This is a genomic window from Mesorhizobium sp. M0518 (assembly GCF_040321125.1).
In the GTDB taxonomy this organism is placed as follows: domain Bacteria; phylum Pseudomonadota; class Alphaproteobacteria; order Rhizobiales; family Rhizobiaceae; genus Mesorhizobium.
On record NZ_JAMYQY010000003.1, the window covers coordinates 205,998 to 226,472 of the forward strand.

The 20,475-nt window shown below is 63.0% G+C and carries 15 protein-coding genes; 9 read left to right on the plus strand and 6 right to left on the minus strand.

The genetic code is table 11. The annotated features are described in order from the left end of the window. Positions 1 to 48: 48 nt before the first annotated feature. Complete coding sequence (locus NKI66_RS05910) at positions 49 to 1,218, minus strand: MFS transporter (RefSeq protein ID WP_352440046.1); 1,170 nt, start codon at positions 1,216 to 1,218, stop codon at positions 49 to 51. A 49-nt stretch (positions 1,219 to 1,267) separates the two neighbouring features. Between NKI66_RS05910 and NKI66_RS05915 the strand changes: the two genes are divergently transcribed. Next, positions 1,268 to 1,807 carry an Lrp/AsnC family transcriptional regulator gene (locus tag NKI66_RS05915; protein WP_023808760.1) on the plus strand — a complete coding sequence of 180 codons (540 nt, stop codon included), beginning with the start codon at positions 1,268 to 1,270 and terminating at the stop codon, positions 1,805 to 1,807. A gap of 8 nt (positions 1,808 to 1,815) precedes the next feature. Here NKI66_RS05915 and mtnA read toward each other — a convergent pair whose 3' ends face one another. Further along, positions 1,816 to 2,910 carry an S-methyl-5-thioribose-1-phosphate isomerase gene (gene mtnA, locus NKI66_RS05920; RefSeq protein ID WP_352440044.1) on the minus strand — a complete coding sequence of 365 codons (1,095 nt, stop codon included), beginning with the start codon at positions 2,908 to 2,910 and terminating at the stop codon, positions 1,816 to 1,818. Next, entirely contained in the window at positions 2,907 to 4,181 is a 1,275-nt protein-coding gene (mtnK, locus tag NKI66_RS05925; protein ID WP_352751208.1) for an S-methyl-5-thioribose kinase, read from the minus strand. The genes mtnA and mtnK overlap by 4 nt, the downstream gene beginning before the upstream one ends. A gap of 135 nt (positions 4,182 to 4,316) precedes the next feature. Between mtnK and NKI66_RS05930 the strand changes: the two genes are divergently transcribed. From NKI66_RS05930 to NKI66_RS05945, 4 genes are all read left to right on the plus strand, one after another. Further along, complete coding sequence (locus NKI66_RS05930; protein ID WP_352751209.1) at positions 4,317 to 5,828, plus strand: sugar ABC transporter ATP-binding protein; 1,512 nt, start codon at positions 4,317 to 4,319, stop codon at positions 5,826 to 5,828. A 79-nt stretch (positions 5,829 to 5,907) separates the two neighbouring features. Further along, the gene (locus NKI66_RS05935) at positions 5,908 to 6,903 is read left to right on the plus strand and encodes an ABC transporter permease (protein ID WP_352751211.1); all 996 of its coding nucleotides are present in this window, start codon (positions 5,908 to 5,910) and stop codon (positions 6,901 to 6,903) included. 51 nt (positions 6,904 to 6,954) lie between these two features. Continuing rightward, positions 6,955 to 8,007, plus strand: coding sequence for a substrate-binding domain-containing protein (locus tag NKI66_RS05940; RefSeq protein ID WP_023808755.1), 1,053 nt, complete (start codon positions 6,955 to 6,957; stop codon positions 8,005 to 8,007). Between the two features lie 99 nt (positions 8,008 to 8,106). Continuing rightward, positions 8,107 to 8,952, plus strand: a complete 846-nt coding sequence (locus tag NKI66_RS05945) for an acyl-CoA thioester hydrolase/BAAT C-terminal domain-containing protein (protein WP_352751213.1) — start codon at positions 8,107 to 8,109, stop codon at positions 8,950 to 8,952. Here the strand turns inward: NKI66_RS05945 and NKI66_RS05950 are convergent. The 3 genes from NKI66_RS05950 to NKI66_RS05960 form a co-directional block, all read right to left on the minus strand. Beyond that, positions 8,938 to 9,804 (minus strand): alpha/beta fold hydrolase, encoded by an 867-nt coding sequence (locus NKI66_RS05950; RefSeq protein WP_128302420.1) that lies wholly within the window; start codon positions 9,802 to 9,804, stop codon positions 8,938 to 8,940. The genes NKI66_RS05945 and NKI66_RS05950 overlap by 15 nt on opposite strands. A 164-nt stretch (positions 9,805 to 9,968) precedes the next feature. After that, positions 9,969 to 12,023, minus strand: coding sequence for a bifunctional aldolase/short-chain dehydrogenase (locus tag NKI66_RS05955; protein ID WP_352751215.1), 2,055 nt, complete (start codon positions 12,021 to 12,023; stop codon positions 9,969 to 9,971). A 90-nt stretch (positions 12,024 to 12,113) separates the two neighbouring features. Continuing rightward, the gene (locus tag NKI66_RS05960) at positions 12,114 to 13,079 is read right to left on the minus strand and encodes a sugar-binding transcriptional regulator (RefSeq protein ID WP_023808751.1); all 966 of its coding nucleotides are present in this window, start codon (positions 13,077 to 13,079) and stop codon (positions 12,114 to 12,116) included. Between the two features lie 191 nt (positions 13,080 to 13,270). Here NKI66_RS05960 and NKI66_RS05965 point away from each other — a divergent pair, with 191 nt between their 5' ends. From NKI66_RS05965 to NKI66_RS05980, 4 genes are all read left to right on the plus strand, one after another. Then, positions 13,271 to 14,923, plus strand: coding sequence for an acyl-CoA synthetase (locus tag NKI66_RS05965; protein ID WP_023808750.1), 1,653 nt, complete (start codon positions 13,271 to 13,273; stop codon positions 14,921 to 14,923). Positions 14,924 to 15,298: 375 nt separating this feature from the next. Then, the gene (locus NKI66_RS05970; RefSeq protein WP_023808749.1) at positions 15,299 to 15,904 is read left to right on the plus strand and encodes a TetR/AcrR family transcriptional regulator; all 606 of its coding nucleotides are present in this window, start codon (positions 15,299 to 15,301) and stop codon (positions 15,902 to 15,904) included. Positions 15,905 to 15,959: 55 nt separating this feature from the next. Then, positions 15,960 to 17,111 carry an efflux RND transporter periplasmic adaptor subunit gene (locus NKI66_RS05975; protein WP_352751217.1) on the plus strand — a complete coding sequence of 384 codons (1,152 nt, stop codon included), beginning with the start codon at positions 15,960 to 15,962 and terminating at the stop codon, positions 17,109 to 17,111. 199 nt (positions 17,112 to 17,310) lie between these two features. Beyond that, positions 17,311 to 20,457, plus strand: coding sequence for an efflux RND transporter permease subunit (locus NKI66_RS05980; protein ID WP_352751219.1), 3,147 nt, complete (start codon positions 17,311 to 17,313; stop codon positions 20,455 to 20,457). Positions 20,458 to 20,475: the final 18 nt, after the last annotated feature.

A 20,475-nucleotide genomic window follows, 5' to 3' on the forward strand; every position in this document is an offset into this window, starting at 1 on the left:
GGCAGGGCGCTGCTGTCAACCGTGGGAAGGTTGGGCCAAGCACGTCGACTACCGCGTGCGCCACGCCGCCGCCGATGCGGCGATCAGCATGAGCAGCGCTGCAACCATCGCGCAGGCAGCAAAGCCGAAGTTGGAATAAAGCGGCCCGAAGCTGGTGGTGCCGACGAAAACCGCCAGATAGGTCACCGCGCTGTTCAGGCCCATGATCGTGCCGCGCCGCGACGGATCGAGTGCAGACAGGCGCATCACCAGGACATTCAGGCCGAAATGATTGGCCAGTCCCCAGATTGCCACCATGGTCAAGGTCAGCCCGAAACTGCCGCTTGCCGCAGCCATGGCGACGTAGACGACGGCGACCAGAAGATAGGCGAATGGCATGACGCGCCGCGCACCCAGTCTGTCGATGACGCCGTCAAGAAGAGCAGCGGTGCCGAAGCCTACACCATAGGCAAGCGCCGCCAGCCCATTGGCGCTAACCGGCTGTCCAAGCCCGACATGAAGATGGTCGCCGAGATAGCCATAGACGCCGTAGAACGAAGTCATGAAGGCCGCGCACGCGACCAGCAGCGGCAGGATTCCGGGAATGCCGAGCGCTTCCAGCGGGGCGGGCGCCGGTCCGGCCTTCCTGATGTCGCTAAGCGACGTCACTGTCAGCCCCATCCATGCAAGGGTCGCAAGCACCGCGACCGCTGCGAAAACGGCGCGCCAATGCACAAGATCGGCAAGCACGGCCGACAGCGAGACGCCGGCGACCATGCTGAGCGTCCATCCGGTCAGCACGACGCCGATCGTGCCGCTCTCCCTGCCCGGTGGGGCGATGGCCGCCGCGCTGGCATAGATCGCGGGCATGGCGATGCCGGCAGCGATGCCGGCCAGCAGCTGTGCGGAGACCAGCATGATCACCGTGGGTGCGGCGGCACTCGCCACCAGCGCTAGTGCCAGCAGCAACAGTGCGCCCTGCAGCATCCGGCGTGCGCCGAGCCGGTCGATGTAGCGGGCCAGGAACAGGGCGCTGGCCGAGGTGCCGAGGCCGAACGCGGCCGCCGCAATCATCACGGCAGGCACGCTGGTTCTGAACGACGAGGCGACAGCCGGTGCGATCGGACCCAGCACTAGCGAGTTCGAACCGATGACGGCGATGCAGCCCGTCAAGAGATAGGCAAGCGCCGGGATCGGGGCTCGGGCAGTCAATGGCGCAACTTGATCAATGTTCGACATATCAGCATAATGGCCGTATTCTATTCAGTGGAGAACCAGGAATTTCGCCATGGATGAAGAAACAGATGGTATTCCGCAGAACAAGGCTACGGCCCGCGACCTCGACGCGATTGACCGAAGAATATTAGGCGTCCTGGTCGATGACGCCACGATCAGCTACGCCGAACTCGGCGATCGCGTCGGCTTGTCGCCACCCGCAGCGCATGAGCGGGTCAAACGGCTCCGTCGCAGCGGCGCCATCCGCAACACGGTCGCCATCATCGATCCCCGGGCGGTGAAAAAGCCTTTGCTTGCCTTTGTCCATATCGACACCAGGGGCTGGGGAAAGACGCCGGAACTGATGGCGGTCTCGCAATATCCCGAGGTCGAGGAGATCCATACCGTCGCCGGCGATACCTGCATGCTGCTGAAGGTCCGCACGGAAGACACCAGAGCACTCGAAGGCCTTCTGGCGCGCCTGTACGAAACGCCGGGCGTCACCTCGACGCGCAGCTATGTGGTTTTATCGACCTATCTGGAGCGGCCGGTGCAGCCGGGCATTACCGAGACATGGCCGACGCCGAAGCATATGGCCGAGCCTCTGTACTAGGGACGTGGCTACGCCCGCTCGGGGAACATCGCCTTCAATCCCTCGCGCGATGCCTTGGCAACGCCGCGCTCGGTGATCAGGCCGGTGACCAGCCGCGCCGGCGTCACGTCGAAGGCCGGGTTGGCCGCAGGCGTCGTCTCCGGCGAAATGCGCACCTGGGCAATCTCGCCGGCAGCGGTCTTGCCCCAGACCAGCGAGACCTCGTCGGCCGAGCGCTGCTCGATCGGGATCTCGGCCAGTCCGTCATGCACCGTCCAGTCGATGGTCGGCGACGGCAGCGCGACATAGAACGGCACATCATTGTCGGCGGCGGCGAGTGCCTTCAGATAGGTGCCGATCTTGTTGCAGACATCGCCGTCGGCCGTGGTGCGGTCGGTGCCGACGATGACCATGTCGATCTCGCCGCGCTGCATCAGATGGCCGCCGGCATTGTCGACGATCAGCGTGTGCGGCACGCCGTGGCCGGCCATCTCCCAGGCGGTCAGCTGGGCGCCCTGGTTGCGCGGCCGTGTCTCGTCGACATAGACGTGGACCGGAATGCCGGCCTCCGTGGCCAGATAGATCGGCGCGGTCGCCGTGCCGTAATCGACTGTCGCCAGCCAGCCGGCATTGCAGTGGGTCAGGATGTTGACCGGCTCGCCCTTCTGCTTGCGCGCAGCGATCGCCTTGATGATGGCGAGACCGTTCTCGCCGATGGCGCGGTTGAGGCCGACATCCTCGTCGGCGATCTCACTGGCCCGCCGATAGGCGGCTGCCGCGCGTTGTTCGGGAGGCAAAGGCCGCAGGAAGCGCCGCATCTCGTCCAGCGCCCAGCGCAGATTGATCGCCGTGGGCCGCGTCTCGTGCAGGGTCTCCCACACGGCGTCGAGCGCTTCATCCGACGGATCGTCGGCCATCTGCATGGCGACGCCGTAGGCAGCGGTGACGCCGATCAGCGGCGCGCCGCGTACCCACATATCGCGGATGGCGGTGGCGATGCCGTCGACCGTGCCGATCGTTTCGATGCGGAAATCATGCGGCAGCCAGCGCTGGTCGATGATCTCGACCGAACGGCCGTCGTCGCTCAGCCAGATGGTGCGATAGTGGCGGTCGCCGACGTTCAAAGGCTGCTCTCCTGTTCGATCAGCGCGGCCAGTTGGTTGACCTCGTCGATGCTGTGGATCTGGCGCCGGTTGACGGCGAGGTGACGGCCGAATTTCAGCGCCTTTGCCTCACAACTGGCGCGCAAATCCTCATCGGCAATGGTCTCGAAATCGGCATTGTGGGCGAGGCCGAGGATGCGCCTGTGCACCTCGATGCCGGCAAAGCCGAGCAAATCGGTCCACATCTGGTGCAGAACATGGTCGAGCGCCTGCTCGGCACCGAGCCTGTCGCCCTGATCCTCGAACAGGCTCCTCTGGTAGAGCATGCCGGTGCGTTCGGTCCGCCATAGATGCGAGAACTCGGCGCGGAACACCGCCCAGGTCTCGGTCGTCACCCCGAGCAGATAGGCGCGCATGGCGTCGCGCTTTCCCTCCTGCTCGTGGCCGCGCTGCGAGAAGAAGGACATCCAGAAATTGGCGAGCAGCATGCCGACATCGAAGGCCATCGGGCCGTAGAAGGCAAACTCCGGATCGATCATCCGGGTTTCGGTGTCGGTGACCATGATCGAGCCGGAATGCAGATCGCCATGCAGCAGCGTTTCGGCATTGGCGGCGAAGATGTGCTTCAGCCGCTGCGCCTCGACCTTCAGGTCACGGTCGGCGCGCAGTTCGGCGACCAGGCTGTCGAGCTGCGGCGAGGTGTGCCGGTTCATCTTGGCGTCGAAATAGGGGTCGGAAAACACCAGGCTTTCGGTGATGTCGCAGAGCTCGACATTGTCGGCGAACAGCGCCAGATCGGCCTTGCGGTCCTTGGCGGCCATGTGCAGGTCGGAGCCGCGAAACAGCGTGCGGGCCATGAACAGGCCGATGTCCCGGGCAATGTTCGGCAGCTGGCGGCCGTCGATCAGGGCGCGGCGCAGGATGATGTGCGGCGGCGCAAGATATTCCATGATGATCAGCGCCTGGCCTTCATCGAAATAATGGATCGTCGGCACCGAGCCTGGCGCGCGCGCCTCTTGCCTGGTCAGCGCGTGATATTCGAAGAAGGAGCGCTTCAACGGCAGCGGCCAGCTGTCGCCGACCAGGCGAACATAGGGCAGGGCCTGCTTGACGACGGCTGCACCATTGGCGCCCTCGGCGATGAACACCAGGTTGAGATTACCGTCGCCGACCTCGCGGACCTTCCAGGCGCCAGTGTCCTTGCCGATCTTCGCGCACAGCGCCTCGTTGCCGCCAAGGCGTGCAGCCAGGGTTTCGACCGACAGTGCTTCGAACCGCAATTTTTCAGTCATCGTCATCCTCCCGCTTATGCGCTCCGAACATAACGGACGCATGGCGGCTGGGCCAAGCTAGGAAGCGATCTGGCAATTGTCAATCGTGTTGACAATTGCCGATGCAGCCCATAGCGTCATGTCAGGGAGGAACGCATGGTCGGTAATGCCGTGTTCCGCGTAGAGGGACTGAGGAAATCCTTTGGCCATAACGAGGTGCTAGGCGGCGTCTCGGTCGAATTGCATGCCGGCGAAGTCACCGTGCTGATGGGCGCCAACGGCGCCGGCAAATCCACCCTCGTCAAGATCATCTCCGGTGTCTACGAACGCGGCGGCGGCACGATGGCGCTCGCCGACCAGGATTTCGCACCGAAAACCCCTGCCGAAGCGATCCGCGCCGGCGTCGTCACCGTGCACCAGAATATCAACGACGGTGTCGTCGCCGATCTCGACGTCGCCACCAACCTGACCCTCGACCGACTGAGCGGCAGCGGTGCGCCGACCCTGTTCAATCCAATGCGCGTGCGGCGGGAGGCCAAGGCGGTTGCCGAGCGCATGGGGCTGACCATCGATTTGAAGGCGCGGGTGAGCGATCTTTCGCTGGCCGATCGTCAGATGGTGGCGATTGCCCGCGCCCTGGCGCACCAGCCGAAAGTGCTGATCCTCGATGAGCCGACCTCATCGCTCTCCAGCGCCGAGGCTGATCGGCTGTTTGCGCTGATCGACAGGCTGCGCGAGCAGGGCGTGGCGATCCTCTACATCTCGCATCGCATGTCGGACATCAGGCGGTTGGCTGATCGCATCATCTCGATGCGAGACGGGATCATCTCGGGCATTTTCGACAAGAAACCGCTCGACTATGAGGGCGCGGTCAATGCCATGCTCGGCCGCAAGATCCATCTCGACCAGATCGTCGTCAGGAATTCGGCCAAGGCCGTCCTCAAGATAGAAGGTCTGCGCATTGCACACGGCGCTCGGCCGATTTCGCTGACGCTCGGCGACGGCGAGGTCGTTGCCATTACCGGCCTCGTCGGCGTCGGCAAGACGGCGCTTGCCGAGACGCTGTTTGGCGTGCGCCAGCCGCTCGCCGGTACAATGACGCTGAACGGCAGGCCTTATGCGCCTGAAACAGCCGGCGAGGCGATCGCCGCCGGCGTGTTCCTCGTCGCCAAGGACCGCGGCGAGAACGGCATCGTCCAAAGCTTCAACATCCAGGAAAATATCAGCCTGCCGTTTCACAAGCGCATGTCGCGCTTCAGCATCCTGAGGCGCCGCCTCGAACGCGCCACGGCACGCCGGCAGATCGAGGAACTGAGCATCGTCTGCCGTTCCGAGAAGGACGAGATGTCGGAGCTGTCCGGCGGCAACCAGCAGAAGGTGATGGTCGCCCGCTGGATGGCGCAGGAGGCAAGACTGTTCATTCTGGATGAGCCGTTTCAGGGCGTCGATATCTCGGCCCGGCGCGACATTGCCGCCAAGCTCAGGGCCAGTGCAAACGGCCGCGCCACGCTGCTGTTCGTCACCGAGCTCGATGAGGCGCTGGAGACCGCCGATCGCATCCTGGTCATGTCGGAACAGACCATCGTCGGCGAGCACCGCAATGCCGATGTCGATCTCGACCGTCTGTTGGCCGAGGTCGCCGGCGGGCCGCTGCACAGTGCGGCCTGAGCGTGGGCGATAGGAATTGGAATGGAGAGAGCATGGGTTCGGGTTGGGTAAAGACGGCAGCAGCGCGCGGGAGCGCCGGATGACATTGCGCGACCACGCCATCCGCTACGGGTTCATCGTGCTCTTGTTCGGGCTCGTCGCCTATTTCTCGATCGCCGCCGACGGTTTCGTTTCGCCGCAAAGTGCCGTTTTCATCTTCCAGTCAGTCGCCATCACCGGCGTGCTGGCGCTCGGCGTCACCGCCACGCTGGTCGTCGGCGGCTTTGATCTGTCGATCGGATCGGTCGCCACGTCAGCCATGATGGCGGCCGCCTATGTGATGGTGGTGCTGGAGCAGAACGCCCTTGTCGCGGTCGTCGCCTGCCTGCTGATCGGCGCCGTTGTCGGCCTGATCAATGGCTGGCTGATCGTCTACATGCGCGTGCCCGATCTGCTGGCGACGCTCGGCATGATGTTCCTGCTGGTCGGCCTGCAGCGCATTCCGACAGAAGGCCGCTCGATCGCCACCGGCATGACCATGCCGGACGGTTCGGTCGCCAACGGCAAATTCTCCGACGCCTTCCTGGCGCTCGGCCGCCACCGCTTCGACTTCTTCATCCCGAACCTCATTCCGGTGTCGGTAGTCGTGCTGCTCGTGCTCGCCGTGCTGATCTGGTTCTTTCTCGAATACACCCGCTTCGGGCGCATGATGTATGCCGTAGGCAGCAATGAGCGCGCCGCCGAACTCGCCGGTGCGCCTGTCAAGGCATACAAGATCTGGGCCTACGTTATTTCAGGAGTTTTTGCCTCGATCGGCGGTATTTTGCTCGCTGCCCGGCTTGGACGCGGCGACATCGCCTCGGGTAATAATCTGCTACTCGATGCGGTCGCCGCGGCACTGATCGGCTACGCGGTGCTAGGTGCCGCCAAGCCGAACGCCTTCGGCACTGCCATCGGTGCGCTGTTCGTCGGCATCTTGCTGCAAGGCCTGACGATGATGAACGCGCCTTACTACACGCAGGATTTCGTCAAGGGCGTGGTTCTGGTCGTCGCCCTTGTCTTCACCTTTGCGCTTTCGGGCAGGGGCAGGAGGTAGCTTTCGACCGGAACAGGATTTTCGAGTTCAACAAGAGTGGAGGAAAACAAAGTGAGCATTACAAGAAGACTTCTGGGGAAGGTGGCGCTCGGATTGGCCGGCGCAACCATGCTGATGCAGGTCCCGGCTTTTGCCGCGGACAAGCCGGCGCCTTTCGACAAGCCCGGCGTCAAGATCGCGCTGGTGCGTTATCTCTCGACCGGTGACTTCTTCCAGGCCTATCTCTCGGGCGTCGAGGCACAGTCGAAGGCGCTCGGCATCGACCTGCGCGTCCTCGACAGCCGCCAGGATGCCGCCCTTCAGTCCGACATGGTCGATCAGGCCATCGCGCTCGGCGTGCAGGGCATCATCATCCAGCACGGCCTGACGGAATCGATGAAGGACGCCGCCCAGCGTGCGGTCGACGCCGGCATCAAGGTGGTGGCGTTCGACGTCAATGTCGAAAATCCCAAGATCCCGCAGATCGAACAGTCCGACCGCGACCTGGCGCGCCTCGCGCTCGAGCAGGCGGTCAAGGACAATGGCGAAAGCTGGAATGCCGGCTATGTCTATGTCGCCGGCATCGCGCCGCTCGACCGCCGCAACGAGACCTGGGTCGACGTCAAGAAGAAGTATGCCGGCATCAAGGAAGTCGCGATGTTCGGCACGCTCGACAATCCGATTGCCAACTCCGTCGCCAACCAGGCGCGTTCGGTGCTGACGGCGCATCCCGACATCAAGGTGATGTTCGCTCCCTATGACGAATTCGCCAAGGGCGTGAAAATCGCTGTCGACGAAGCAGGCTTGAACAAGGGCATCAAGATTTATTCGGCCGACATCTCGACGTCCGACATCGCTGCGATGCGTGAGCCCGACAGCGCCTGGGCTGCGACCGCCGCGACCAATCCGGCTGTCGTTGGCCAGGTCTCGGTGCGTGCGCTGGCGCAGCTGCTGGCCGGCGAAGACCCCGGCCACAACGTCGTCGTGCCGCCGACGCTGATCACCCAGAAGGACCTCATCGACAAGGACATCAAGAACATGGAGGACCTGTCGGCCAAGCTGCCGCAGTTCGCCCACGCCGATGTCGCGATGCCGGCCTGGATGCCAAACCCGAACGCCAAGTAACTTTCGCTGTCGAAGGCCGCCTGCAGTCGCTTGCTGCAGGCGGCCTTTTGCCGAATATTCGCAGAGCCAGTCACTGGTTCTGGAAGGTTCGGTGCGTAAATGGAAGCACAGGCGGCAATCGAGAAAAACCTGTCCGGCGCCGTCGCTGGAACATTGTTTCGATGCCCGCACGCTACCACCGGCGTGGTGGTGCTGGGTGGATCGAGTGGCCGCATCGATGTCGGGCGTGCACGGCTCTTTGCAAACCAGGGTTCGTCGGCCCTTGCCCTGCAATGGTTTGGCGGTGAGGGCCAGCCTCCCGGAATATGCGAAATTCCCCTCGAAACCTTCTTTGCGGCAACCGACTATCTCATTGGAACGGGATGCCGCCGCATCGTCTATGTCGGCACATCCAAGGGTGCCGAGGCATCACTCCTTGCGGCCGTCCATGACCAGCGCATCAACGCTGTGGTCGCTATCAGCCCGTCATCGGTGGTTTGGGGAAATATCGGTGCGGGCCGGGATGGCGTCAGCTGGCCTGAGCGGTCCTCATGGTCGCTCGACGGTATCCCCCTTCCATTCGTGCCGACAGATCCGGATTGGGCACCCAAGCAGGTGGATGGTCTGGTGTCTTACAGCGGGTTATTCGAAGGCAGCTTGAAAACCTTCAAGCGGGAAGCGAATGCCGCGACCATCCCGGTGGAAAAGATATCGGCCGAGATTGTGCTTGTCGCGGGTGGCGACGATGCGCTGTGGCCCTCCCTATGGTTTGCGGAAGAGATTGTCCGGCGGCGCGGCAAAGCCGGCAAGATCACCCACCTCGTTTCATCGCCGGATGCGGGGCACCGAATTCTCTTACCGGGGGAGATCACGCCGCGCTCGGTGTCGCATGAGCATGGCGGCAGTGACGAGGCTGATTCGAGGCTGGGAACCAGGGCCTGGAAACACATCCTAGAGTTGCTGTAGCACGCGTTTCGCGGCGGCTGAAGAATGCTGGTCGTTCCAGAAGTCGAGCACAGTCGAGATTATTGCCTCTGGCGCGTCTTCCTGAACGAGATGTTTGGCATTTGGAACCGTGATGAACGGCGCACCGGGGATGCGGCGCGCGAGTTCTCGCCCGTCGTCGAGCGGAATCCACTCGTCGTCTTCACCCCACAGGATCGTCACAGGGCAACGTATCTCGCCATATCGCCACTCGACCTCTCGACTGTACTTGTCGTCCATCTGTGCGATCTGACGCCAAAAAGCCTTCTGTCCTTCGTCTCCAAGCCATGGCTGCAGATAGAGCTGCATTTCGTCCGCGCGCAATGCGTTCGCGACAGCGCCGCCGATATAGGCGCGAAGCATGGCTTCATGGATATAGGCCGGCAGACTGGCAAACGCTTTCTCGTTTTCTTTTGCCGCTTGAACCAAGGGCGATCCCTGAGGGCTGATCGCGACCGGATCGATCAGCACCAGTGAGCGATAATCGAGCCTGTTGAGAAGGTGGCCACGCAACGCGACGGAGCCGCCGAAGTCATGCGCCACAATGTCGGGCAGCTCCAGCTCCCAGTGAGCGTAGAGCGCCGCGAACAGCTGGTTTTGAATGCCGCGCGACACGTCCGCGTCGGGCTTGGCGGATTGCCCGTAGCCGAGCATGTCGAAATAGTAGATCCGGCGCCGTTGCCCGAGCCAAGCTGCAATCCGCCGCCATTCCACCGACGAGAACGGGGTGCCATGAAGCAAGACCGCCGGCGGGCCGTCGCCGATCGTTCCCCATGCGATCGGGTGACCCGAAAAAATAAAGCGTTCGGGCAGGGACCAGTTTTCGGCTGGCATGAGGGAACTCCTCGAGAAGGCAAAAATTTGGCTGCTTGACCTTGCTCGATCTCAATGGCCGGTCGGGTCGAAAGTTCCCAACCGCCCTTTCTCCAGCGCGTTTCCGGGCAATAAGCTCAAGTTTCGGAGTTGCACCGCACCTTTTCGTCTAACGGATCTCTACATCAGCGCAGCGCTGCCGCGATATTGCCGCCATCGACCGTCGTCACATCGGCGGTGGTGCGGTCGGCCAGCGCGTGATGCAGGAAGGCCTGCGCCACGTCTTGCGCCGTCACTTCCTGGCCGAGCAGGTTGCCGGACATGTAGTCCTTCTCCGACACGCCGCGCGCGCCCGAACGGCTGGCGATCATGGCATCGGTCAGAAGCCCCGAGCGGATGCGGTCGGCGTTGACGGCGTTGGAGCGGATGCCATGCGCGCCATAGTCGAGCGCGTATTGCCGGGACAGGAACAGCGTCGCTGCTTTCGGCACGCCATAGGCGCCGAACTTCGGACCCGGATTGACCGCCTGCTTGGAGGTGTTGAACAAAAGCACGCCGCCTGTGCCCTGCTCGAGCATGATGCGCACGGCATTCTGCGCCACCGATTGGTGGGCGAAGAAATTGAGCTCGAAACTCTTGCGCAGGAGTGCGTCGTCGAGCTCACCGATGCGGCCTTCCCAGGCCGCGCCGGCATTGGAAACCAGGATGTCGACACCGCCGAACACGGCGACCGCCCTGTCGAAGGCGGCGCGCACCTGTGCCGGGTCGGTGATGTCGGCGGCGACACCGATCGAATTGTTGCCGGCCTTCTTCGCCGTCTCGGCTGCCTTTTCGGCGTCGAGATCGACGACGACGGCATGGGCGCCATTGTCGGCGAACAATTTGGCTGTCGCTGCGCCGATCGCGCCGGCGCCGCCGGTGATCAGCACCACCTGGCCAGTCAGTGGCTTCGGCTTGTTGGAGGCGAGCTTGGCCTGTTCCAGCGACCAGTATTCCAGCGGGAACAGATCGGCCTTGGAGAGCGGGTGGAAACGGCCGACCGCCTCGGCGCCGCGCACCGCCTCGATCCACATCTCGCCGACATCCGAGGCGATCTTCGCGTCCTTCAGCGTGCGGCCGTGGCCGAACATGCCGAGACCCGGCACCAGCGTCAGCCGCGGCATCTGGTCGAGCATGGTGCGCTTGACGTCGTCGAGCGCATCATTGGTTTCGAAATAGGCGCGATAATCGTTGGCGAACGCGTCGACATGGCTCTTGATCACCGCCTTGTAGTCGCCGGCCTTGTCGGCATCGGGCGCCGGCAGCGCCATTGGGCCGGTCTTGATGCGGATCGACAGATCGGGTGTCGACACCCCGCGTCCGGCATAATCGGCAATCTCGGATGAATTGATGAAATCGACGATTGCCGACGAAGTGCGGAAGTCAGAGATCATGCGGTCGAAGCGGCCTTCGCCGCGCGCTACCGCCACCGCACCACGCAGCATCGGCGCGATGGACGCCGGTGTCGCGAGCTTTGCCGGCAAGACTGCCTTTGCCGCCTTCGGCTTGCCGCTTGCGGCAATGAAGTCCTCGGCGACATTCACATAGTGGATCATCCGGTCGTAGGCCTGTTTGGCGTCGTCGCCGAAGGTGAAGATGCCGTGCTTGTCGAGGATCAACCCTTCGACATCAGGGTCGGCATCGAAGATGTCGGCCGCCGCCTTGGCGAGGTCGAAGCCGGGCATGATATAAGGCACGTAACCCATCTTGCTGCCGAAAACCGTCTTCACCAGCGGCTTGGAGTCCTCCTGGTCGACGATGGCGAGGATGGCGGTCGAGTGCGTGTGGTCGACGAATTTGTGCGGCAGGAAGGCATGCAGCAGCGTCTCGACCGACGGGTTGGGCGAGGACGGATCGATGAGGTTGACGCGTTGCAGGGCAACCATGTCCTCGTCGGCCAGCCTGTTCAGCGCGCGCGCCTTGAGCAGCGGCTTGAGCTTGACCGCCGGCAGGCCCTGCGGCTCGATGACGCCCATGTCCCAGCCGCTGCCCTTGACGCACAGCACGTCCCACTGGTCGCCGACGAGGTCGGTTGCCGTCGTCTTGCACGAGGTGTTGCCGCCGCCATGCAGGACCAGCCGTGGTTCGCCGCCGAGCAGCCGGGTCGTGTAGACGCGCAGCGCCAGGTCGCGGCCGACACCCTTTTTCGCGTAGTCGGCGACGAGTTTTTCGGCTGCTTCGTCATTCCACAAATTCTTCATGTTCGCTTCGTCCGGTTGCTGTCTTTGTTGGTGAAACAGGATTGCCGCGACGCTTTGATGACAATGCGCCGGCAGCGGAGAGGGGGGGTTCTAGGAGGCCTTTTCTATGGTGGCAGCCGCATGGTCCAGGAGCCGCTGCGCCATGTGCGCGCCGACCACCAGATGCGTGCAAAGGCCGCCGGCGATCGCCGCGAGCAGCGGTTCGAACTTGCTGTCCTCCTGCACCACCACCAACCGCCTGGCGATGGCGCGCAGCGAGGCAAGCTCGGCGGAGATCACCCGCCTGTTATAACTGCAGTCGAGCACCTTGCCCTCGGCGTCTATGATCTGCCCGGCAATCACGCCGGCAGCGCCTTGGCTGCGCAGATCCGCCATTTCACTGGGCGTCAGCGCGCCGCATTTGACCAGATGGCTGTCGGCGTCGACCGCGCCGACCGAGTATAATGCCAGGTCGCATTCGCTGACACCCGACAATTGTTCCCGGATCACCGGCTCGGCACGCAGCGCCCGCGCCAGCTCTTCCGTCGACAGCACCAGGGGCGCGTAGAAGTTGAGGCCCTTGGCATTCAGCCGCCGCGCGATTTCCATGGTGCATTGGTCGGGCCGATAGGAATAGGGCGCGCCGAGATTGCCGCAGAGCTGCACCACCGTGACATCCTGCAGATCGGCATAGGACATGACGTCGGCGATCATATAGACGGTGCGGCCCCAGGCTACGCCGATGCGGTCGCCCTTCTTGACCAGTTCGAGGAAGACGCTCGCCGCCAGCACGGCGATTTCCGTCGACGGGTCGGCAATATGATCATTCTCCGGTGCGATCCAGACGGCGTCGAGGCTCAACACATCCTCGAGCTTGCGCGCCAGCACGTCGTCGGTGAAAAGCTGGGTCGAAGTCGAGATGTTGACGATGCCGGTCTCGCGTGCCTTGCGCAGGTACATGGCGACTGAGGCACGGGAAATGTTAAGCTGGCTCGCCACCTGGTCCTGCCGCAGGCCATGGGCATAGTAGAGCCAGGCGGCCTTGTGGATGAGTTGTTCTGCCGGTCGGATCGCCATGCCGTCTCCTCGGCTGACATTATTCACGGCTCTCGACAAAAGTCAAACTGGGCAGAGGTATGCGATGCTCCCGCTTACGCCGAATCTGGTTCATCATTGCGCCGAATGCGCTCTGTCGTGGCATCGTTTGTGGTGACGCGGCCCGAGCCTGTGATTAGAACGTCTGAAAGAAAACCGCGGGGGAGCATGGGATGGGCAGTCCTTACGAACAGGATCTCGACAAGAACGCGGCCAACCATCAGCCGTTGACGCCGCTCACCTATCTGGAGCGCGCGGCCAAGACCTATCCCGACAATATCGCCATCATCCATGGCCGCCAGCGCATCGACTATCGCACCTTCTGGCAGCGGTCGCTGAAGCTTGCCTCGGCGCTCGACAGGCGCGGCATCGGCAAGGGCGACACCGTCACCGTCATGCTGTCAAACACGCCGCCGATGCTGGAGGCGCATTTCGGTGTGCCGATGACCAAGGCGGTGCTGCATTCGCTCAACACCCGCCTCGATGCCGCGGTCGTCGCCTTCCAGCTCGATCATGCCGAGACCAAGGTGCTGATCGTCGACCGCGAATTCTCCGGCGTCGTCAGACAGGCCCTGGAACTGGCCAAGGTCAAGCCGCTGGTCATCGACTATGACGATCCCGAATACGCCGCCGACGCGCCGTATCCGAAGGGTGAGCGCATCGGTTCGCTCGACTATGAGGACTTCATCGCCGGGGGCGACGCGGACTTCGCCTGGTCGATGCCCGACGATGAGTGGGACGCGATCTCGCTGAACTATACCTCCGGCACTACAGGCAATCCGAAGGGCGTCGTCTACCACCATCGCGGTGCTGCCCTGATGGCCTACACCAACACCATTCATGCCGGCATGGCCAAGCACGCCGTCTATCTCTGGACGCTGCCGATGTTCCACTGCAATGGCTGGTGCTTTCCGTGGACGCTCGCAGTCCAGGCCGGCACCCATGTCTGCCTGCGCTGGGTGCGGCCGAAGCCGGTCTACGATGCGATCGCCGATCAGGGCGTCACCCATCTGTGCGGCGCGCCGGTCGTCATGTCGGTGCTGATCAATGCCAGGGACGAGGACAAGCGCGTATTTCCGCAGACGGTCACTTTCAACACCGCCGCAGCACCCCCGCCGGAAGCGGTGCTATCGGGGATGGCGGATGCCGGATTTGCCGTCACCCATCTCTACGGCCTGACCGAGACCTATGGCCCGGCGGTCGTCAACGAATGGCATGGCGCCTGGGATGATCTCGAAAAGGGCGAGCGCAGCGCCAGGAAGGCGCGGCAGGGCGTGCGCTATGCAGCGCTCGAAGGCCTGACAGTCATGGACCCCGAGACGATGCGGACGACACCGGCCGATGGCGAGACCATCGGCGAGGTCATGTTCCGCGGCAACATCGTCATGAAGGGCTACCTGAAAAACCGCAAGGCGAGCGACGAAGCCTTCGCCGGCGGCTGGTTCCATTCCGGCGATCTCGGCGTCATGCACCCCGATGGCTACATCCAGCTCAAGGACCGCTCCAAGGACATCATCATCTCCGGTGGCGAGAACATTTCCTCTATCGAGGTCGAGGACGCGCTCTACAAGCACCCGTCGGTTGCCTCTTGCGGCGTCGTCGCCAGGCCCGACGACAAATGGGGCGAGGTGCCTGTCGCCTATGTCGAGCTGAAGCCCGGCAAGATCGCGACCGAAGCCGAGATCATCGATCACTGCCGCGCGCTGCTTGCCCGGTTCAAGGTGCCGAAGGCGGTCATCTTCGCCGAAATCCCGAAGACCTCGACCGGCAAGATCCAGAAATTCCGGTTGCGCGAGATGGCAAAGGACCTGACTTCGTCATCCTAGGGTGGAGCAGTCGCGAAGCGACGTCGCGGAAACCCTAGGATCCATGCCGTGACCTCTCAGCCATGCTCCAACGTCGAGGATGACAGGGCGCGCTTACCAGCGTAACTTCTTGATCCGCCACACTCTTCAGCAGACGTCGCGGCATGGATCCTAGGGTCTGCGCCGCGTCGCTTCGCTCCTTGCTTCGCCCTAGGATGACGAATTCATCAGGGCCAGCCGCTAATAGCGATCGTCGATTCCACCTTCTCACTGTCACCATCTGTCACCATCTGTCACCATTCGTACGCGTACATCGAATCCGCGTTGACAGGCCGCTCTTTTCAATTTACGAGTGACGAAAATCGAAATTCGTCACTCGTAAATTGACAGAGGATCATGTCCGAAGCCGCCACCATAGTCGCCGAAGCCGCCCGACAGGAAAATGTAACGCGCATTCTCGATTGCGCCGAGCGCCTGTTCCGGCATTATGGCTACGGCAAGACCAATGTCGCCGACATCGCGCGTGAACTCGGCATGTCGCCCGCCAACATCTATCGTTTCTTCGCCTCCAAGGTCGAAATCCACCAGGCCGTCTGCGGCCGGATGCTCGGTGCCAGCTACAAGATGGCCTACGAGATTTCGCGCCTGCCGATCAGCGCCGAGGAGCGGCTCCGGCGTTACGTGCATGCGCAATACAAGATGACGATGGAGGTCATGCTCGACGACCAAAAGGTCCACGAGATGGTCATCGTCGCCCTCGAACGGGATTGGGGTGTGATCGACAAGCATGTCGACAGCATCCACGACCTGTTTGCGGAAATCATTCGTGACGGCATCGAGGCCGGTGAGTTCAGAAAACAGGATCCGGTGATCGCGTCTCGCTGTTTCGGCGCCGCGACCGTCATCCTGTGTCATCCGCAGATGGTGGCGCAATGCCTTGCCAAGACCAACCGGGCAATGCCTGACGACCTCATCGACTATGCAATCAAGGCTTTGAAGTAGCCGCCGCCCGCCGGGCGCCGGTTCAACGATTCATCTCCATTTCGGGAGTACGCGCGTGTCTTCGTTCAGTTCAATCATCGGCAGGCTGCCGGCTGTGGGCCCGGTGCTGCTTGTCACCGCCACTCTCGGGCTTGCCGGCTGCAGCCAGGAAAAAGCCGAAGTCAAGGATATCATCCGTCCGGTCAAGGTTGTCGAGATCGCGAAGGTGCATGACACCCGCATGCTCTCCTATTCCGGATCGGTGCGGGCCCGCACCGAGAGCGCTCTGGCGTTCCGCGTCAATGGCAAGATCACCGAGCGCCTCGTCGATATCGGCCAGCATGTGGCCTCGGGCGATGTGCTCGCCCGCATCGATCCCATTGACTACGACCTTTCGGTCAAGAGCGCGCAGGCAGCGCTCGATGCCGCCGAGCGGCAGGTCGAGACCGTAGAGCTTGCCCGCAAGCGTGCCGAGCAGCTTTTTGCCAAGAATTTTGCCCCGAAATCACAGCTCGAACAGGCGACCTTGACCTATGACCAAGCGGTCGCCACGCGTGATTCCGCCCTTTCGACACTTGCTCAGGCGAAGAACCAGGTCGGTTATACCGATCTCAAGGCCGACAGGGATGGCATCGTCACCACCGTCAGCGCCGACGTCGGCCAGGTGGTCGGTTCCGGCACGCCGGTTGTTACTGTCGCTGTCGACGGCGAAAAGGAAGTGCTGATCGCCGTTCCCGAAATGGAAATCGCCGAATTCAAGCCGGGCAAGGCAGTCAAGGCAGGCTTCTGGTCCGACGATGCGCTGGCGCTCGATGGCAAGGTCCGCGAAGTCGCCGGCAGCGCCGATCCGCAGTCACGCACCTTTGCCGTCCGCGTCAGCCTGCCCAACGATCCGCGTGTTTTGCTTGGCATGACCGCCAGCATCGAAGCTTCGGCGGCCAATGAGCGGCAGCTGGTCTCGATCCCGCTGAGCGCACTGGCCGAGCAAGGCACCCAATCGATCGTCTGGACCGTCGATCGTGGCGCCGACACCGTTCATGCCCGTCCGATCAAGGTTGCCGAGTTCGCCGCCGATGGCGTGCGTGTCGCGGAGGGTTTGAAACCCGGCGATGTCGTGGTCGCCGCCGGAACGCAATTCATGACCGAAAACCTGAAAGTGAAGCTCGCCGGTGATACGGCGCTGCAATCGGCATCCGCGGCGGACGGCGACGCCAAGCAGGTGCGCTGACGACAGACAACCGGCTGCGCGTTTTCGCAGCCGCTGGTTTCCGGGCGGCAGGCGCCCGACCGAGACGCTCGATTGATGTAACCCCCACATCGATTTCGCGTCCCACCGCGATGAGTGCTCCTCCGCTCGGAGAGCCTTGCCGCCCGGAAGCCACTACGAACCCTCGATTTTGTTGCGCTAGATAGATGGACCAGCGTCGATGACCAATTCCACGGAAGAGAAGCGGCCCTTCAACCTGTCGCGCTGGGCAATCGGCCATCCCGCCATTGCGCGGTTCCTGTTCGGCCTGATCATCATTTCCGGCGCGCTCGGCCTGATGCGCATGGGCCAGAAGGAAGATCCCGATTTCACCTTCCGGGTCATGGTCGTCCAGGCGATCTGGCCGGGCTCCTCGATCCAGGAGATGGAAGACCAGGTCGTCAACAAGATCGAACGCAAGCTGCAGGAAACGCCGCATCTCGATTTCGTGCGCTCCTTCACCCGCGCGGGCAGCGCCATCATCACCGTGCAGATCAAGGGCGACACCAACACCGCCGAGGTGAACGACGCCTTCTACCAGGTGCGCAAGAAGGTCGGCGATATCCAGGGCGACCTGCCGCAAGGTCTGCTCGGCCCCTATTTCAACGACGAGTTCGGCGACACCTTCATCACCCTGCATTCGATCAGCGGCGATGGCTTCAGCTATCCCGAGCTGAAGAAGTTCGCCATCCAGGCGCGCGACATGCTTTTGACGACGCCCGGCGTCGAGAAGGCCGTCATCATCGGCGACCAGCCGGAAAAGCTCTATATCGACGTCTCGTCCAAGGCGCTCGCCGAACGCGGCCTGACGCTGACCGATCTGCAGAATGCGATCAAGGGACAGAACAATGTCGACCCGGCCGGCTCCGTCGATACCGGCACCAACTCGGTGCGCATCTCCGTCGAGGGCGATGTCGGCAAGGTTGAGGACATCAGGAACCTGCGCCTGCGCGCCGGCGGCCAGGTCACAAGGTTGGGCGACATCGCCACGGTGACCTCCGGGCTGCAAGATCCGTTCCAGCGAAAGTACCGCTTCAACGGTCACGACAGCGTGCAGTTGGGCGTTGTCATGGCCAAGGGGTTCAAGGTTACCGACGTCGGCAAGGATGTCGAGGCCACCTACAAGCGCTTCGAGGAGGCGCTGCCCTACGGCGTTGCGGTCGACCAGATCTCCGACCAGCCGGGCGTCGTCACCGATGCGGTGGCGGAATTCATGCATGCGCTTGGCGAAGCGTTGCTGATCGTGCTGGTCGTCTCGTTCCTGTCGATCGGTTGGCGTTCCGGCCTGGTCATCGCCATCGCCATCCCGCTGGTGCTGGCTGCGACCTTCGCCATCATGTACGAGCTCGGCATCGACCTGCAGCGCATCTCGCTCGGCGCGCTGATCATCGCGCTCGGTCTTCTGGTCGACGACGCGATGATCGTCGTCGAGATGATGGAGCGCAAACTGGAGGAGGGGATGGTCAAGGTCGAGGCGGCGAGCTTCGCCTATGCCTCGACCGCCTTCCCGATGCTGACCGGCACGCTGATCACCACGGCCGGCTTCATTCCGGTCGGCTTCGCGGCCTCGACCGCCGGCGAATATGTCCGCACCCTGTTCTATGTCGTCGGCATCGCGCTGATCGTCTCCTGGTTCGTCGCGGTCTATTTCACGCCATGGCTCGGCAACATGATCCTCAAGCAGCGCAAGCATGCCGGCAGCCATCACGATGTCTTCGACACACGTTTCTACCGCCGGCTTCGTGCTACCGTCAGCTGGGCCGTGCGCCATCGCATCATCGTCCTGGTGATGACGCTGGTCACCTTCGGCACCAGCCTGTGGGCTTTCCAGTTCATTCCGCAGAACTTCTTCCCGCAATCGTCGCGGCCGGAAATCCTTGTCGACCTTTGGCTGCCGGAAGGCACCAGCATCAAGGAAGTCGAGGCGCAGGCCAAGGCGCTCGAAACCAAGATGATGGACGACAAGGACAAGCGTTTCATCGCCACCTATATCGGCGAAGGCGCGCCGCGCTTCTTCCTGCCGCTCGACCAGCAGCTGAGCAACCCCAACTTCGCCCAGCTGCTCGTCATGGCTAATGACGAACCGGCCCGCGAACGGCTGATCGTCAAGTTGCGCACCGTCCTGGCGCAAGACTTCCCATCCATCCGTGCCAAAGTCGATCGTCTGTTCCTCGGCCCGCCGACCGGCTGGCCGGTGCAGATGCGCGTCATGGGGCCGGATCGCCAGGAGGTGCGCCGCATCGCCGACCAGGTGAAGGCGAAGTTCCGCGAGGATCCGCTGCTTGGCGCCGTGCATGATGACTGGCTGGAGCCGGTTCCGGCGATGAAGCTGGTCATCGACCAGGATCGTGCCCGCGCACTCGGCGTCACCTCGCAGCGCATCCGCCAGATGCTGCAGGCGGCGATGTCCGGCGCGCCGCTCGACGACTTCCGCGACGGCGAGGAGACGGTGTCCATCGTCGCCCGCGAGCCGGATGCCAGCCGCAGCCTGCTGTCCTCGGTCGACTCGGTCTATATCCCGACCGACTTCGGTGGCTTCGTGCCGCTGTCGCAGGTTGCCAAGGTGGTGCCGGTGCTGGAGCAAGGCATCGAGTGGCGCCGCGACCGTCTGCCGACCATCAGTGTGCGGGCAACGCTGCCCGACGGCGTGCAGTCCAATGACGTCGTCACCAAACTGTACAAGGATATGCAGGGCCTGCGTGACGGATTGGCGCCCGGCTACAAGGTCGAGATCCAGGGCGGTGCGGAGGATTCGGCGGAAAGCCAGGCTTCGATCGCCGCCAAGGCGCCGATCATGCTGGCCGTCATCGTCGTGCTTTTGATGATCCAGCTGCAGAACTTCGGCAAGGCGATGCTGGTGCTGGCGACCGGTCCGCTTGGCATTATCGGTGCTGCCGCGGCACTCTTGATCAGCGGCGCGCCGTTCGGCTTCGTCGCCATTCTCGGCGTCATCGCGCTGCTCGGCATCATCATGCGCAACTCGATCATCCTGGTCGACCAGATCGACCAGGACATCGCCGCGGGCATGGACCGCTACGAGGCGATCATCGGTTCGGCCGTTCGCCGTTTCCGGCCGATCACGCTGACGGCGCTGACGGCGGTGCTGGCGCTGATCCCGATCTCGCGCGGCGTCTTCTGGGGTCCGCTCGCCTACGCCATGATGGGCGGCATCCTGGTTGCCACGGTGCTGACCATCCTGGTCCTGCCGGCCGGTTACGCCCTGTTCTTCGGCCGGGAGCCGAAGAAGCGCGGCGCGGAGGGACGGACGGACGATCTGGAACTGAGTCAGGAAGCCGAAAAGCCGCAACTGGCGCTGGCCGCCGAATAGATCGATCACGCAGTCGAA

Bases quoted from the DNA above. Each gene is read 5' to 3' on its own strand.
- NKI66_RS05960 (WP_023808751.1), bottom strand. From the start codon at position 13,079: ATGGCGATCCGACCGGCAGAACAACTCATCCACAAGGCCGCCTGGCTC.
- mtnK (WP_352751208.1), bottom strand. From the start codon at position 4,181: ATGACTGAAAAATTGCGGTTCGAAGCACTGTCGGTCGAAACCCTGGCT.
- NKI66_RS05935 (WP_352751211.1), top strand. From the start codon at position 5,908: ATGACATTGCGCGACCACGCCATCCGCTACGGGTTCATCGTGCTCTTG.
- NKI66_RS05945 (WP_352751213.1), top strand. From the start codon at position 8,107: ATGGAAGCACAGGCGGCAATCGAGAAAAACCTGTCCGGCGCCGTCGCT.
- NKI66_RS05915 (WP_023808760.1), top strand. From the start codon at position 1,268: ATGGATGAAGAAACAGATGGTATTCCGCAGAACAAGGCTACGGCCCGC.
- NKI66_RS05965 (WP_023808750.1), top strand. From the start codon at position 13,271: ATGGGCAGTCCTTACGAACAGGATCTCGACAAGAACGCGGCCAACCAT.
- NKI66_RS05970 (WP_023808749.1), top strand. From the start codon at position 15,299: ATGTCCGAAGCCGCCACCATAGTCGCCGAAGCCGCCCGACAGGAAAAT.
- NKI66_RS05910 (WP_352440046.1), bottom strand. From the start codon at position 1,218: ATGTCGAACATTGATCAAGTTGCGCCATTGACTGCCCGAGCCCCGATC.
- NKI66_RS05950 (WP_128302420.1), bottom strand. From the start codon at position 9,804: ATGCCAGCCGAAAACTGGTCCCTGCCCGAACGCTTTATTTTTTCGGGT.
- NKI66_RS05930 (WP_352751209.1), top strand. From the start codon at position 4,317: ATGGTCGGTAATGCCGTGTTCCGCGTAGAGGGACTGAGGAAATCCTTT.
- NKI66_RS05955 (WP_352751215.1), bottom strand. From the start codon at position 12,023: ATGAAGAATTTGTGGAATGACGAAGCAGCCGAAAAACTCGTCGCCGAC.
- NKI66_RS05980 (WP_352751219.1), top strand. From the start codon at position 17,311: ATGACCAATTCCACGGAAGAGAAGCGGCCCTTCAACCTGTCGCGCTGG.